Source organism: Anaerococcus sp. AH8042_DFU013_CI05 (assembly GCF_047936775.1).
Lineage (GTDB): Bacteria > Bacillota > Clostridia > Tissierellales > Peptoniphilaceae > Anaerococcus.
The window spans coordinates 1,193,695-1,207,143 of record NZ_CP175954.1; the positions used below are offsets into that span (position 1 = coordinate 1,193,695).

Below are 13,449 nucleotides of genomic sequence, written 5' to 3' on the forward strand. Positions count from 1 at the left end.
TTAATCTCTTCTTAAAGAATTTTCTGCTGTTTGTGTTTTTGTGTAGGCAATGATTAAAAGTGTACCTAGGATTGCCACAGATAATGAGTTTGTAAGAGCTGCTACAATTCCTTGTACAAAAACTTTATTTGCTGGTTCTGAATAAATAAGGATATCTAGAACTGGAGCTACTACTGCCCAAGCAACTATATTTGTTAAAAATTGTCCGATGTTAAATTTGATAATATCAGTTTTTTCAAAAACGCCGTTGCTAATATTTATTCTTTTTGCAGCTAATCCATATCCAAATCCTGTGATACCTGATGATATAACCCAGCTAATCCAAAGGCCATAAGTTAATAAATCTTTTACTCCATGTCCAATTAGTCCTATTAGTCCACCAACTACTGGCCCAAAAAGAGCGCTCATTAATGCTAAAAATGGATAGGTTGTTTCAAGGGAAGTGTTTGGTATTCCAATAGGTATGGATAGAAAACGGCCTAGGATAAAAAATACTGCAGCGCCAATACCTACTGCTACAATTTTAGTTGTGGTTGATTGATTTTTATTCATTATTACTCCTAATTAATCTTTTCTACTTCAATAGTCCATGATGACCCAGTACCGATTTGATAAGTTTCTGAAAAATTGCTTTGATTGATTGCAATTCCAAGATTTATAAGGGAATTTATATAAGCTATAACTTCACCTTGTTTTACATCTGAGAAGCTGTGTCCGTAAATGATTTGGTTTTCATATTTTTTTGTATCTTTATAATAAATTTTAATTTTTATAGTATCCCCAGTATTAAATCCATTTTCCTCAAGCATTTCTTGGGGGATATTTGTCCATAGGGAACCAAAACGTATGTCTAGAATATCAACTGTTCCATGGATTGTACCATTTTCTACATAGGCCTCTTGGATTTCTAAAGTTTCTATCTTATTTACATCATAATCTTTTAGTGTTTCATAATATGAAATATCAGATGCAATCTTTGCCCCATTGTATGAATATACATCTCTTCCGTGAAAAGTGTGACTTTTTTCAGAGAAAGGCAGACGATTATTATTTTCATCAATTATTTTTGCAGACTCTATACCAATATATTTTTTTATATGAGAAATCGTTCCATTATCAGGTGTTACAACAAAATGGCCAGTGGAAGTTTTTACAGCAATACTTTTTCTATCAGATCCTACGCCAGGATCCACAACTGATACAAAAACAGTATTTTCTGGCCAATATCTAATAGTTTGGATGAGTCTATAGGATGCTTCAAAAATATTATATGGCTTGATGTCATGAGTAAGATCATCTACTTTTATAGTAGGATCGACAATGTTTGCCACCCCATGCATAGCAGAAACCGCCCCATCACCCAAACCAAAGTCGGATTGGATAACTAATAATTTTCTCATAAATACTCCTTTGCTTTTATATGTATATTATAACTTCTAATTAATTATTTTCCACAAGACAAATTTTATCTAAGCTCTACTTATATATAGAAAAATATGGAGGACTTTCCCGATTTTTTTATATAAGTAATCGGAGATGGGGTTAGGGCTAGGAGCCTCGCCTACTCGACTCTTCAAATTTGCGGACTTAATAGTTTTAAAATATCAAATTTAGACCAATAAAAATAGAGAGAATAAATCTCCCTAATCTAAAGTTGCTTTGCTCTCATATATCTCATAGGACAATACATAGCCCATGTTGTGTTTTGAAGTAAATCTGCACCAAATACTATTTTTACATCCCCCTCGTCTAAATTTGGGTTAAGGCTAGCACTTGGCAGACTTATAGTATCTTCATCAATCTTAAAAGTTAACTTTGTTTCATAGGTCAAATTTTCATTGCCTAGGCCTAGTATTTCTATTGTGCTTGCTGCATCTTTATTTTTCATTATCTTATCAAAAACATCTTGGCTAACTGTTGTGATTGGCTTTGAGGTATCTAGACCCGCAAGGATTTTTTCTCCTTCAAATTCTACATATATTATCGGTAAATTATCAGATTCCTTACTAGAATTTTCCCTAAAATCATCCACTTGGACCTGAAAATCATTGGTTTTTAAATCTCCCCTAAAGCACAATTGAGAAATAATATTCCAACCTAGGATAAAGTCAGCTGGATATTCATTACCTGATGGGTCTTTTGGCAGGTCAAAGGAATCATCATTTGCTACAATAATTGGAGCTGATCCTATTTCAAGACCTCCGAGTCTAAGATTTACCCTAGCCCTTCTCCAGCCTCGTTTTTCATCAATTGGCTTGCTATCTATATAAGTAATGTCAATTTTATCAGCAATTGATTTTTTCAAAAGACTATTACCTTTTGTGTCAAACATAAGAGTTACAGGCTCTCCACCTACTGATGCTTTTAAGAAAATGAAATTTAAGTATTTTTTATCTGATAACTCTACCTGTGTAAAATTCATTATTGCTCCTTTTTGTTTACAATTTTAATGTGCTTTATAGCTTCTTCATCTGTGTGAAATATATAATCTGTATCATTTTTTGCATTAAATACAAATTTCATAAGATTATCCTCAATCTTGCCTTCAATATTTAATCTGCGCGGATTTTGATTTTTCTTATCCATTTTCTTTAGCTCATCAATGCTTGCGCCTACATAAATATTTCCTACTGATAGGTCAGAACTATTCTCCGACGTTAAGCTTATTATTTGAGCATCTTTTATAGAAATTGGCTTATGACTTGTATTTTTTATATCAAAATCTACACCATAAGCGTTAGGATTTTGTTCATTATTTTCAAATAATGGAGAATATATCCTAAGGGATATAACCTCACCTGGACCTATCGTATCATAATTTTGATCTATATTTATATTTGAATTTAGCAAATCTTCTAAATCTCTTACAGTAAGGGGAAACATTACTGTTTGACCAAATATTACAAATTCTCCATTGCTATATGACTCATCTCTCATAAAACTTTTGGAAAATATGGCTGCTGAGCTTAGTTTATCTTCTTTAAAATACAAAGAAACATAGTTTTTGTCGGTATAATAATTTAAAGTTTTTTCATTATTCATATTAGCTTCTTCCGTACGAACATCCTTTAGGGAATTAACTGCATTTTGGTAGGAATCACCCCATCTTAATCCATTTATAGAAAAATCTTTATTTTTATCATTATTATTTATGTAAAGCTCTATTATTGTAGAATCTTTAATATCCATGGCTTTGGAACTAGTGTTTTTAAAGGTGGCACCCAAGTCATTTGCCTTTCCTTTAAGATTTGCCATAGCTTGACCATTTTTGCTAATTTTTTGATAGTAAAACTCGTCTTCATTTAGGCTTATACCATTTTTTTCAAAGTCAGTATAGTTTGCAGGTAAGCTATATGATATGCCATTTATAGAAAATGTATCATAATCATTTTCACTAATCTCTAAAGGGGCTAGAGTCTCTATTTTTTTTGCCGGCTCTAATTCTTTTTGACCACAAGATGACAATAAAATCATCAATATAATATAAAAAAACTTTCTCATCATTACCCCTCCTTTTACCTATTATACAATATTTTTGAAAAATTTACCTTTGGGATATAAATAAAGTAAGGTAATTATTTTAAAATGAAAATCGCTATTTTATGCGAATGCAACCGGCAGTTGACAAATTTCCAAAGCGAATTGCTGGTATGTTAAGGCAAATTTTTATAAAATGAACTTAGAAAAATAAAAGGAGGACCTATGATACTGGCCGATAAAATTATAAGTTTAAGAAAAAAAGAAGGAATGACTCAAGAAGATTTGGCAAATCTTGTTGGTGTAAGTAGACAATCAGTTTCAAAATGGGAAAGCTCTATGGCTATGCCTGACTTGGATAAGGTAGTTAAATTATCTCAAATATTTTCTGTAAGTACAGACTTTTTACTAGATGATAATTTGGGTATGGAGCAAATAATAGTAGACGAAAAGGTAGAAGATACTTCTAAGCTCGTAGATCTAGATTTACTCAATCAATATTACGGTGCATATGAAAAAATAGCTAGGCTTATATCCCTTGCAACCATTCTTGTCATAATTTCACCTATAGCTTATATGACCCTAGATAATATTAATGAAAGTTTAGGTGTTATTATATTTTTGGCACTGATTGCTTTAGCAGTAGGGCTATTTATAAATTCTGGCTTTGGTGCTAGCAAGTTTGAGTTTATAGAAAAAGAACCTTACAATTTTTCTTATGGAGTTGAAGGGATTATTAAGAAAAATTTAGATCAATATCAACCAATTCTTAAAAGAAATATAATCCTAGCAATCGCAATATTTATCCTATCCCCAGCAGTTTATGTATTAGCGATAAATGCAGGGGTAACAAACAATATTCCTGTCTATTTATTTTTGATACTTACTGCTATAGGCGCAAGCCTTATGGGATATAGTATGATAAAATATTCATCATATAGGGATATATTAAAATATAGGGATCCAAAAATCCAGAAAAAAGAAGGAAAGATTGGTAAGATATCAGGTGTGCTTTGGATAACAGCCATTGGTGTTTTCTTTATATACAGCTTTTGGACTGGAAATTGGGAAGCTAGCTGGATAATATTTGTAATTGCTAGCTTTTTGCAAGTTATAATCGCTATGGTACTTGACTAGGCATAATAAAAAGGGATGAGCATACGCTCGTCCCTTTTACATTTAAATTTATTTTTTGAATCTTCTAGTTACCCAGTTATCGGTAGAATAGTTTAGGATATTTCTCTTATAAACTCTTTCTCCAAATCTATAAACTAAGAATATAGTTACTATAAGGATAATTATTGAAATCAGCCCTTCTGTTAGGCTTGCATAACCATTTAAAAGCCTTAGTGGCATAAAGAATGTTGATGCTAGTGGTATATAGCTTAGGACTTGTGTTAGCATAATATCCCCTCTTTTTTGGAGATTGATAGCAAGGAAAAATAGTATTACTGTTACTAAAATAAGTGGTGTTCCCATTTTACCTGCATCTTCTACTTTTGTAGCAAAGGAACCTAGCATACCTGCTATTACTAGGAAAATAAATATTCCTAATATGAATAGTAATACTATTTCTGCAATCATTGCGTATGATTCGGATGTCAATGCAAAGTTTAAATCTAGGTTATCAAAAAGACCCTTGGATTTTGCAATAAAGTATCCTATTATGGCAAATATTACATAGGTGAAAATTTGTACAAATACTGCAATAAAGTTACCCAGCATCTTGCCTGCAAAATAATCACCAGGTTTTACAGATGAAAATATAAATTCAATCATCTTTGTACCTTTTTCTGTGGCAATCTCAGCGAGTACTAGGTTTACAAAGCTCATTAAGACCATGTACATTAAGAATATTAATACAAAGTATATGGCTTGGCCTATAAATTTATTTTCAGATTTTTCATCTGTTATTTGGTTAATTAGAGGTGTTTTTGCTAGGATTTGTGCCTGATTTTGATCTAAGCCAGCATTTTTACTATTTAATTGATTTTGGATATTATTTACTATTTCTTGAAATTTTAGGATTTCTATCATAGAGGCATCAGCTTCATTAAAGTCAGCAATTATCTGGCCATTTTCTTCCCTGACTTTGGCATATGAAGAAATTTCCTTTTCTTCAACCAATGTTTCAAGCTCATCTTCGTTTACAAATTTATATTTATCATCATCAAAATAAGTTTTTAAATCTTCACTAGCAACAATACCCATATGGCTATCTTCAGGTGCTGCAGCAAAGTAGCCAGCAAGACCACTTATAACTCCAAATACAACTGGCAGTAAGATCATAGCCCAAAATGTACCAGATTTCAGGTGATTTTTTAGGGTTTCCTGCATTACAATTTTTATTCTACTCATGACTTTCCACCACCTTTGCAAAGATTTCGTTTAGGTTTGGAGCAGCTTGGCTAAATTGTGATACAAAGCCAATATTTTTATTTATGTCTTCATAAATAGCTCTGCTATCTTCTGGATCATTTAAATAAATATTCCATAGATCTCCAGATTTTGTATAAGATTTCACTTTTCCATCGATTAGTGGAAGTAAATCTTTATCAGTTTCTACAATAACTTTCTCTCTTGGGAAGGTATTTCTAATCTCTGTTGGTGTACCATTTAGGACAATTTTCCCATTTTTAATCATCACAAGTTTATTACAAAGGGCTTCCACATTTTCCATGTTATGAGATGAAAATAATATTGTCATGCCCATCTCATTTAGCTCCTTGATGATGTCTTCTAAAAGTCTGATATTGTAAGGGTCAAGTCCAGAAAGTGGCTCATCTAGGATTACAAATTCTGGTTTATAGATAATAGCTGCCAATAGTTGGACTTTTTGCTGGTTACCCTTTGATAGGGATTTGATTTTGTCAGTTAGTTTTCCCTTTATTTCGAACCTATCAAACCATCTTTTTAACTCCTCATCTGGGATGCGGTTCATTTGGTTTAATTTTGCAAAGTACCTGATTTCTTCTTCAATAGTTTTTTTTGGTGAAAGTGATCTTTCTTCAGGCAAGAATCCAATTTTTTCAAGTGGAACACTCTTTATAGGTCTTCCCTCATATGTAATGGATCCTTCGTAATCATCAAAAAAGTTCATTATCGATCTAAATAGTGTCGACTTTCCTGCACCGTTTTGACCGATCACACCAAAAACATCGCCTTTATCAACCTTAAATGAAACATCATCTAGTGCTTTAAGGCTTCCAAAGGATTTTGATACATTTTTAATCTCAATCATAGGAATTCCTTTCTATTTTTATAGTCAAATAGATTATATCACATTTTAGAATTATTTTATATATTTATAAAATAATAAACTATAAAAAATAGATATAAAAAAACTGGCACTAATTTGTACCAGTTAATATTTATTCAAGATCTAAGTCAGAAAGATCTCCTTCAAGAAGTTTATTGATATCTTTTACCCCCATATCGTGCAGCAGGTCTTCGATTTCAGCATTGTTGGAATCAATTTCAGTAATTAAATCTTCAATTTCTTGATCATTCATATCATTTGTATTTGTATTTTCCTCCCCAGGAATAGATCCTGGTAGGTCGATTACAAAATCATTGCCATCGCCAGTTGAAAAACTAACTGGTCTGCCGTTTTTGTTTGTATCTACCTTGTTATCTCTTTTTTCTTCTAAACTCATTTTTTGCTCCTAATTTTTATTTTCACTTAAAATTTTCTTTAAATACTTACCTGTATAAGACTTTTTATTTTTTGCTATCTCTTCTGGAGTGCCGCAGCCTACTAGAGTACCACCGCCATCTCCACCTTCAGGGCCAAGATCTATTAGGTAATCAGAAACTTTTATCACATCTAGGTTGTGCTCAATTACAACTACTGTGTTGTTTTGATCGACTAGTCTGTTTAAAACATCGATTAGTTTATGCACATCTGCCATATGAAGACCTGTTGTTGGTTCATCTAGTATATAAAGTGTTTGGCCAGTTCCTACTTTTGCAAGCTCTGTGGCAAGTTTTACCCTTTGGGCTTCCCCACCAGATAATTCTGTGGATGGTTGGCCAATTTTTATATATCCAAGTCCTACATCATATAAGGTTTGAAGTTTTCTAACAATTGGAGGGTGGTTTGCAAAAAATTCTATGCCTTCTTCCACTGTCATATCTAAAACTTCTGATATATCCTTACCCTTATATTTTACCTCCAGAGTTTCTCTGTTGTAGCGTTTACCATGACAAACTTCACATGGGACATAAACATCAGGTAAGAACATCATATCAACTTTTATAGTCCCATCACCCTTACAAGCTTCACAACGACCACCCTTTACGTTAAAGGAAAATCTTCCCTTTGTATATCCTTTCATCTTTGCTTCATTTGTCATTGCAAAAACATCACGGATATTATCAAAAACTTTTGTGTAAGTTGCAGGGTTTGAACGAGGTGTACGACCTATTGGCGATTGATCAATGGCTATTACCTTATCGATTTGGTCTAGGCCTAGGATTTCGTCGTGTTTTCCTGGACGGACCTTGGTTTTATTTAATTTTTTAGTTACAGATTTGTATAAGATCTCATTTACTAGTGACGATTTACCAGATCCTGATACCCCCGTTACTGATGTAAGAACACCTATCGGGATTTTTACATCTACATTTTTTAAGTTATTTTCACTAGCTCCCTTTATTTCGATAAATTTATCGCTAATTCTGCGCTCAGCTGGGATTGGGATATATTTTCTACCTGACAGATAATCTCCGGTTATGGATTCTTTTGATTTTATAATATCATCAACAGATCCCTTTGCAACTACCTTACCACCATTAACACCTGCTTTTGGACCAATATCCACTATAAAATCTGCTTCACGGATGGTATCTTCATCGTGTTCTACAACTATTAATGTATTTCCAATATCTGTTAGATTTCTAAGAGAAGTTATCAATTTGTCATTATCCCTTTGGTGAAGACCTATTGATGGCTCATCTAATACATAGCAAACTCCAACAAGTCCTGAACCTATTTGTGTTGCAAGACGGATACGTTGACTTTCTCCCCCGGATAAGGTTGATGCGGAACGGCTTAGTGTTAAATATCCAAGACCTACATCATATAAAAATTTAAGGCGGGATTCTATTTCTCTTATAATAAGCTCTGCAATATTCGCTTTCATTTCTGATAATTCTAAGTCCTTAAAGAATTTTACAGAATTTTCTACTGATAATTTTGTAAGATCAGCTATATTTGTATCATCAACCTTGATTGATAAAACTTCTGGTTTTAGCCTGTCACCATGGCAGGTTTTACATTCTTCCTCACCCATAAATTCTCTAAATCTTTTTCTTTGGGTTTCAGAATTTGTTCTCTCATACCTGTCAGCAAGGTTAGTAACTGCTCCTTCAAATTTGCCCTTGTATCTTTTTCTCCCAGAAAATCTTGAGTCAAATACAAAAGATAAGTCATAATTTGTTCCATAAAGTATATCATCAACCATTTCTTTTGGTGCATTTTTTATAGGTTCATCATAGGAAAAATCATAATGATCTGCTATGGCACGGATGGTTTCATAATAGTAAGAATCTTTAGCAGAGCCACTATAAGCATCTACCGCATCCTGGTTAATGGATAAATTTAAATCTGGAATTACAAGTTCTGGGTCAATTTGTAAATGAAAACCAAGCCCATTACAATCAGGGCACATACCAAGTGGCGCGTTAAATGAAAACATATTTGGTGTAATTTCAGGAAGTGAAACGTGGCCATCTGGGCAAGCAAGTTTACTACTTAGCATGAAAGGCTCGCTATCAATTACATCTATCAAAATTATTCCATCTGCAAGGCCTAGAGCTGTTTCTAGGGAATCAGTTAATCTTGATTCTATGCCTTCTTTTATGACAATCCTATCTACAATGATTGAAATGTCGTGTTTTTTAGTTTTTGAAAGCTCTATATCTTCTTCCAAGTCGTGGCGTTCGCCATCTATTACAACCCTTACAAAACCTTGTTTTTGGATGTTTTCTAGGGCTTTTTTGTGTTGACCTTTTTTGCCGCGTATCATTGGGGCAAGGATTTGGATTCTTGTTTTTTCAGGTAATTCTAGGATTTTATCCACCATTTGGTCGATAGATTGGGCTTCGATTTTTTTGCCACAGACTGGACAATAAGCATCTCCAATTCTTGCATATAAAAGTCTATAGTAATCGTAAATCTCAGTGACTGTTGCTACCGTAGATCTTGGATTTCTATTTGTGGTTTTTTGGTCGATTGATATAGAAGGAGAAAGTCCCTCTATACTATCAACATCTGGTTTGTCGACATTGCCCAAAAATTGTCTGGCATATGATGATAGACTTTCTACATAGCGCCTTTGCCCTTCTGCATAAATAGTGTCAAAGGCTAAAGTGGACTTTCCTGATCCGGAAAGCCCTGTAAAAACTATCATTTCATCACGTGGCAGGGTGATGTCGACATTTTTTAAATTGTTGGTGCGGGCACCTTTTATAACTATGTCGTGTTCAGTCAAATTATGCTCCTACGAAATTTTCTTTCATATGTTTAATCTGATCTCGGATGTTTGCAGCTCGTTCAAAGTCAAGCTCTTCTGCGGCCTTATACATCTGACTTTCAAGATTAATTATTATTGTATCTATATCTTCTCTATTAAATTCTTCTATTTCAGCTTCTTCAGCTGCCTTTGTAACTTGAATCATTTCCCCAATATTTTTTCTAATAGTTTGTGGGGTAATGTTATGGTCTTCATTAAATTTCATTTGTATGTCACGGCGGCGGGCTGTTTCATCCATGGCTTTTTTCATCGATTTTGTAATATTATCCCCATACATGATTACATGACCCTCGCTATTTCTAGCTGCACGGCCGATGGTTTGGATAAGGGATGTTTCTGAACGTAAAAATCCTTCCTTATCAGCATCAAGGATTGCAATTAGACTTACCTCTGGTATATCAAGACCTTCTCTTAAAAGGTTGATGCCGACTAAGACGTCAAATTCTCCCAAACGCAATTCACGGATAATTTCAGATCGCTCTATCGTTTTTATATCTGAGTGCAGATATTTTACCTTGATGCCATTTTCTGTAAGATAAGTAGTTAAGTCCTCGGCCATTTTTTTTGTCAAGGTTGTAACCAAGGCCCTGTCGCCTTTTTTTGTTGTCTTATAGATTTCTTCAATCAAGTCATCTATTTGATTTTCTGTTGGTCTGACCTCAACTATTGGATCAAGTAGTCCTGTTGGACGGATAATTTGTTCAACCAATTCTCCACCAGTCTTATCCATCTCATATGGGCCTGGAGTTGCTGAAACGTAAATGGCTTGATTTACTAAGGACTCAAACTCATTAAATTTTAATGGTCTATTATCAAGGGCTGATGGCAACCTAAAACCATAATCAACTAGGTTTTGTTTACGAGCCCTGTCTCCTTCATACATACCCCCAACTTGAGGGATTGACACGTGGGATTCATCGACCATTATTACAAAATCTTTTGGGAAATAATCGATTAATGTGTATGGTCTACTGCCCGCTGGCCTTTGACTTAGATGTCTAGAGTAATTTTCAATGCCTGAACAAAAACCAATTTCTTTTAGCATTTCTATATCATATCTGGTTCTTTGTTCTAGCCTTTGGGCTTCTAATAATTTATTATTTTCGTTAAAATATTTTAACTGTTCTTCTAGTTCCTGCTCGATAGTCACAATAGCACGTTCTGTTTTTTCACTAGTAGTTGCATAGTGGCTGGCAGGGTAAATGTAGGCGTGGGATAATTTTGCAGTTACTTTACCAGTTAGAGAATCAAATTCAGATATTTCTTCGATTTCATCTCCAAAAAACTCAAAACGAATTGCCTTTTGGTCAAAACCTGCTGGAAATACATCAAGGATGTCTCCACGTTTTCTAAAAGTACCCCTATCAAAGTCAATATCATTTCTCACATATTGAACATCGATAAGTTTTCTCATAACTTCTTCTGGAGCAATTTCTTGACCAGGTCTTAGTGAAACTACAAGTTCCTTATAATCTATCGGATCTCCCAAACCATAAATACAAGAAACTGATGCTACAATTATTACATCGCGGCGTTCAAAAAGTGCCATAGTTGCTGAGTGGCGCATCTTATCAATCTCATCATTGATTGATGAGTCTTTTGCAATATAAGTATCAGTTGCTGCCACATATGCTTCTGGTTGGTAGTAATCATAGTAAGAAACGAAATACTCCACAGCATTATCTGGGAAAAATTCTTTAAATTCTGTAAAAAGTTGATAGGCCAAGGTTTTATTGTGAGCTAAAACCAAGGTTGGCCTTTGGACTTCTTCTATTATATTTGCCATGGTGAAAGTCTTACCAGATCCTGTAACACCACGGAGGATTTGATGTTTTTTGCCCTGTTCTAAACCATTTGCAAGGGTTTTGATAGCCTCTGGCTGATCACCCCTTGGTTTATAATCAGAATTTATTTTAAATTTTTGCAAAGATTTATCCTTTCTTAAATAAAAAGGCTAAAATTTAATTTTGCCTTTAAAAATGTATATATGATAGGCCAGTTTTTTTGACTAACTCTGACCTTTATTTTAATGTCTCTTCCTCATAAAATATACTATTTTTAGGTGGAAATTCAATTGAATCCAGGATTAAGTATTTAGAATACAATTTTCTTTAATTTATCTACTGTTTTAAAATATTAAAATTTAATTATAAATATAGCTCGTATTTTAAAGATGTTGTTTAAATAAATTAAACGGGTATATTAATAAAACAATTTCATTAAGGAGGGTATTATGAAATTTAAAAACTTAAAATTAGGAGCATCAGCTATCGCACTAGCAACTGTACTAACAGCTTGTGGTGGAGAGAATGCTCAACAAGCTAAAGAAGACGCAAAAGATGCTGCAAACAACACAGAAGCAGCAGTAACAGAAGAGGTTGATAAAACAAAAGAAAATGTAGAAGAAAAAATCGATGACCTAAAAACAGGTATTGAGGAAAAAGAATTTGCAATAAGCCTTGATGATGCAGTAGCAAAATTCAAAGAAGCTTTCGATGATGATAGCATAGAAATTTCTTCTGTTGAGCTTGACGAAGATGACGGAAAATACACTTACGACATAGAAGGATTCAAAGAAAACAAAGAATATGAAGCAAGTATCGATGCTGAAAGTGGAGAAGTATTAGCCCAAGAAGAAGAAAATGACCATGATAATGATGATTCAGACGATGATGTAGCAATCGATTTTGAAAAAATCATCTCTCCAAAAGAAGCAATGGAAAAAGCCTTAGAAAACAACAAAGGATACGTAAAATCATACGAAATTGACCACAATGATGATGGAAAATTAGTATATGAAATAGATGTGGAAGATGGCGATGATGTTGAACTAGATGCTGAAACTGGAGACATCATTCACAAATAATTATAAAAATTTAAGGACCTTTAAAGGTCCTTTTTTATTTATTACATTGATTTATAATCAGTGCCACGTCTACTATAAATATAAAGTCCAAGCCCTATAAGAAATACAAAAAATCCTAAGCCACCTCTTTTATTAAAGAACATAAATACGGATAAAATTAGTAAAGCCAGGCCAATTATACTTTCTATTTTATTTTTTCTCATAACAATTTCCCCAATTAAAATATGTACAAAAAACCTCCCAATTACGGGAGATTTCATTTTTTAAAATTATCTAGGCACGTAGTTTGTGTCGTTTTCTGATTTTTTACCAAATGCGTAAATAGCTACACCGATTAATAGTACGAAAAAGCCCTTGCCTCCTCTGCTGTCAAAAAACATATATACTGAGAATAGCATAGCAATGATTCCTATAATTTTTGCAATTTTTCCTGTTTCCATAATAATTCCTTTCTTAATTTTATTTAATAAAATTATACCCGAAATAAAAAAATCCCCCCAGTAAGGTGACCCCAAAAAGTTGGACTTAACATCAGGCATAGATTTATATCTGTGTCTGATGTTTTTGTTT

General features: G+C 33.4%; 13 protein-coding genes. 2 read left to right on the forward strand and 11 right to left on the reverse strand.

What is annotated here, in order from left to right; translation table 11 throughout:
• From ACKRLN_RS06145 to ACKRLN_RS06160, 4 genes are all read right to left on the reverse strand, one after another.
• On the reverse strand, positions 1-552 hold the full coding sequence (locus tag ACKRLN_RS06145; protein ID WP_416334612.1) for an ECF-type riboflavin transporter substrate-binding protein: 552 nt from the start codon (positions 550-552) through the stop codon (positions 1-3).
• Positions 553-560: 8 nt separating this feature from the next.
• Complete coding sequence (locus ACKRLN_RS06150; protein ID WP_416334613.1) at positions 561-1,400, reverse strand: SAM hydrolase/SAM-dependent halogenase family protein; 840 nt, start codon at positions 1,398-1,400, stop codon at positions 561-563.
• Between the two features lie 248 nt (positions 1,401-1,648).
• The gene (locus ACKRLN_RS06155; protein ID WP_416334614.1) at positions 1,649-2,422 is read right to left on the reverse strand and encodes a hypothetical protein; all 774 of its coding nucleotides are present in this window, start codon (positions 2,420-2,422) and stop codon (positions 1,649-1,651) included.
• Positions 2,422-3,504 (reverse strand): hypothetical protein, encoded by a 1,083-nt coding sequence (locus ACKRLN_RS06160; RefSeq protein WP_416334615.1) that lies wholly within the window; start codon positions 3,502-3,504, stop codon positions 2,422-2,424. Before ACKRLN_RS06160 ends, ACKRLN_RS06155 begins: the two co-directional genes overlap by 1 nt.
• A gap of 198 nt (positions 3,505-3,702) precedes the next feature.
• On the opposite strand from ACKRLN_RS06160, the gene ACKRLN_RS06165 reads away from it, so the two are divergent.
• On the forward strand, positions 3,703-4,614 hold the full coding sequence (locus ACKRLN_RS06165; RefSeq protein WP_416334616.1) for a helix-turn-helix domain-containing protein: 912 nt from the start codon (positions 3,703-3,705) through the stop codon (positions 4,612-4,614).
• Between the two features lie 48 nt (positions 4,615-4,662).
• Here ACKRLN_RS06165 and ACKRLN_RS06170 read toward each other — a convergent pair whose 3' ends face one another.
• The 5 genes from ACKRLN_RS06170 to uvrB all read right to left on the reverse strand — a co-directional run bounded on the left by ACKRLN_RS06170 (position 4,663) and on the right by uvrB (position 11,940).
• Positions 4,663-5,835, reverse strand: coding sequence for an ABC transporter permease (locus ACKRLN_RS06170; RefSeq protein WP_416334617.1), 1,173 nt, complete (start codon positions 5,833-5,835; stop codon positions 4,663-4,665).
• Positions 5,828-6,718: an ABC transporter ATP-binding protein gene (locus ACKRLN_RS06175; RefSeq protein ID WP_416334618.1), complete on the reverse strand. Its 891-nt coding sequence runs from the start codon at positions 6,716-6,718 to the stop codon at positions 5,828-5,830. Before ACKRLN_RS06175 ends, ACKRLN_RS06170 begins: the two co-directional genes overlap by 8 nt.
• A gap of 130 nt (positions 6,719-6,848) precedes the next feature.
• On the reverse strand, positions 6,849-7,133 hold the full coding sequence (locus tag ACKRLN_RS06180; RefSeq protein ID WP_416334619.1) for a hypothetical protein: 285 nt from the start codon (positions 7,131-7,133) through the stop codon (positions 6,849-6,851).
• A gap of 9 nt (positions 7,134-7,142) precedes the next feature.
• Entirely contained in the window at positions 7,143-9,971 is a 2,829-nt protein-coding gene (gene uvrA, locus ACKRLN_RS06185; protein ID WP_416334620.1) for an excinuclease ABC subunit UvrA, read from the reverse strand.
• Between the two features lies 1 nt (position 9,972).
• On the reverse strand, positions 9,973-11,940 hold the full coding sequence (gene uvrB / locus ACKRLN_RS06190; protein ID WP_416334621.1) for an excinuclease ABC subunit UvrB: 1,968 nt from the start codon (positions 11,938-11,940) through the stop codon (positions 9,973-9,975).
• 306 nt (positions 11,941-12,246) lie between these two features.
• Here uvrB and ACKRLN_RS06195 point away from each other — a divergent pair, with 306 nt between their 5' ends.
• Complete coding sequence (locus ACKRLN_RS06195) at positions 12,247-12,879, forward strand: PepSY domain-containing protein (RefSeq protein WP_416334622.1); 633 nt, start codon at positions 12,247-12,249, stop codon at positions 12,877-12,879.
• 41 nt (positions 12,880-12,920) lie between these two features.
• Here ACKRLN_RS06195 and ACKRLN_RS06200 read toward each other — a convergent pair whose 3' ends face one another.
• Both ACKRLN_RS06200 and ACKRLN_RS06205 read right to left on the reverse strand, forming a co-directional pair.
• Positions 12,921-13,082, reverse strand: a complete 162-nt coding sequence (locus ACKRLN_RS06200; RefSeq protein ID WP_203126284.1) for a hypothetical protein — start codon at positions 13,080-13,082, stop codon at positions 12,921-12,923.
• 66 nt (positions 13,083-13,148) lie between these two features.
• The gene (locus ACKRLN_RS06205) at positions 13,149-13,319 is read right to left on the reverse strand and encodes a hypothetical protein (protein ID WP_296140461.1); all 171 of its coding nucleotides are present in this window, start codon (positions 13,317-13,319) and stop codon (positions 13,149-13,151) included.
• Between the last annotated feature and the right edge of the window lie 130 nt (positions 13,320-13,449).

What these genes read in the sequence shown, in the direction of transcription:
- ACKRLN_RS06155 (WP_416334614.1), bottom strand. Translation starts at nt 2,422, where the DNA reads ATGAATTTTACACAGGTAGAGTTATCAGATAAAAAATACTTAAATTTC.
- ACKRLN_RS06195 (WP_416334622.1), top strand. Translation starts at nt 12,247, where the DNA reads ATGAAATTTAAAAACTTAAAATTAGGAGCATCAGCTATCGCACTAGCA.
- ACKRLN_RS06205 (WP_296140461.1), bottom strand. Translation starts at nt 13,319, where the DNA reads ATGGAAACAGGAAAAATTGCAAAAATTATAGGAATCATTGCTATGCTA.
- ACKRLN_RS06175 (WP_416334618.1), bottom strand. Translation starts at nt 6,718, where the DNA reads ATGATTGAGATTAAAAATGTATCAAAATCCTTTGGAAGCCTTAAAGCA.
- ACKRLN_RS06150 (WP_416334613.1), bottom strand. Translation starts at nt 1,400, where the DNA reads ATGAGAAAATTATTAGTTATCCAATCCGACTTTGGTTTGGGTGATGGG.
- ACKRLN_RS06200 (WP_203126284.1), bottom strand. Translation starts at nt 13,082, where the DNA reads ATGAGAAAAAATAAAATAGAAAGTATAATTGGCCTGGCTTTACTAATT.
- ACKRLN_RS06170 (WP_416334617.1), bottom strand. Translation starts at nt 5,835, where the DNA reads ATGAGTAGAATAAAAATTGTAATGCAGGAAACCCTAAAAAATCACCTG.
- ACKRLN_RS06165 (WP_416334616.1), top strand. Translation starts at nt 3,703, where the DNA reads ATGATACTGGCCGATAAAATTATAAGTTTAAGAAAAAAAGAAGGAATG.
- ACKRLN_RS06160 (WP_416334615.1), bottom strand. Translation starts at nt 3,504, where the DNA reads ATGATGAGAAAGTTTTTTTATATTATATTGATGATTTTATTGTCATCT.
- ACKRLN_RS06180 (WP_416334619.1), bottom strand. Translation starts at nt 7,133, where the DNA reads ATGAGTTTAGAAGAAAAAAGAGATAACAAGGTAGATACAAACAAAAAC.
- ACKRLN_RS06145 (WP_416334612.1), bottom strand. Translation starts at nt 552, where the DNA reads ATGAATAAAAATCAATCAACCACAACTAAAATTGTAGCAGTAGGTATT.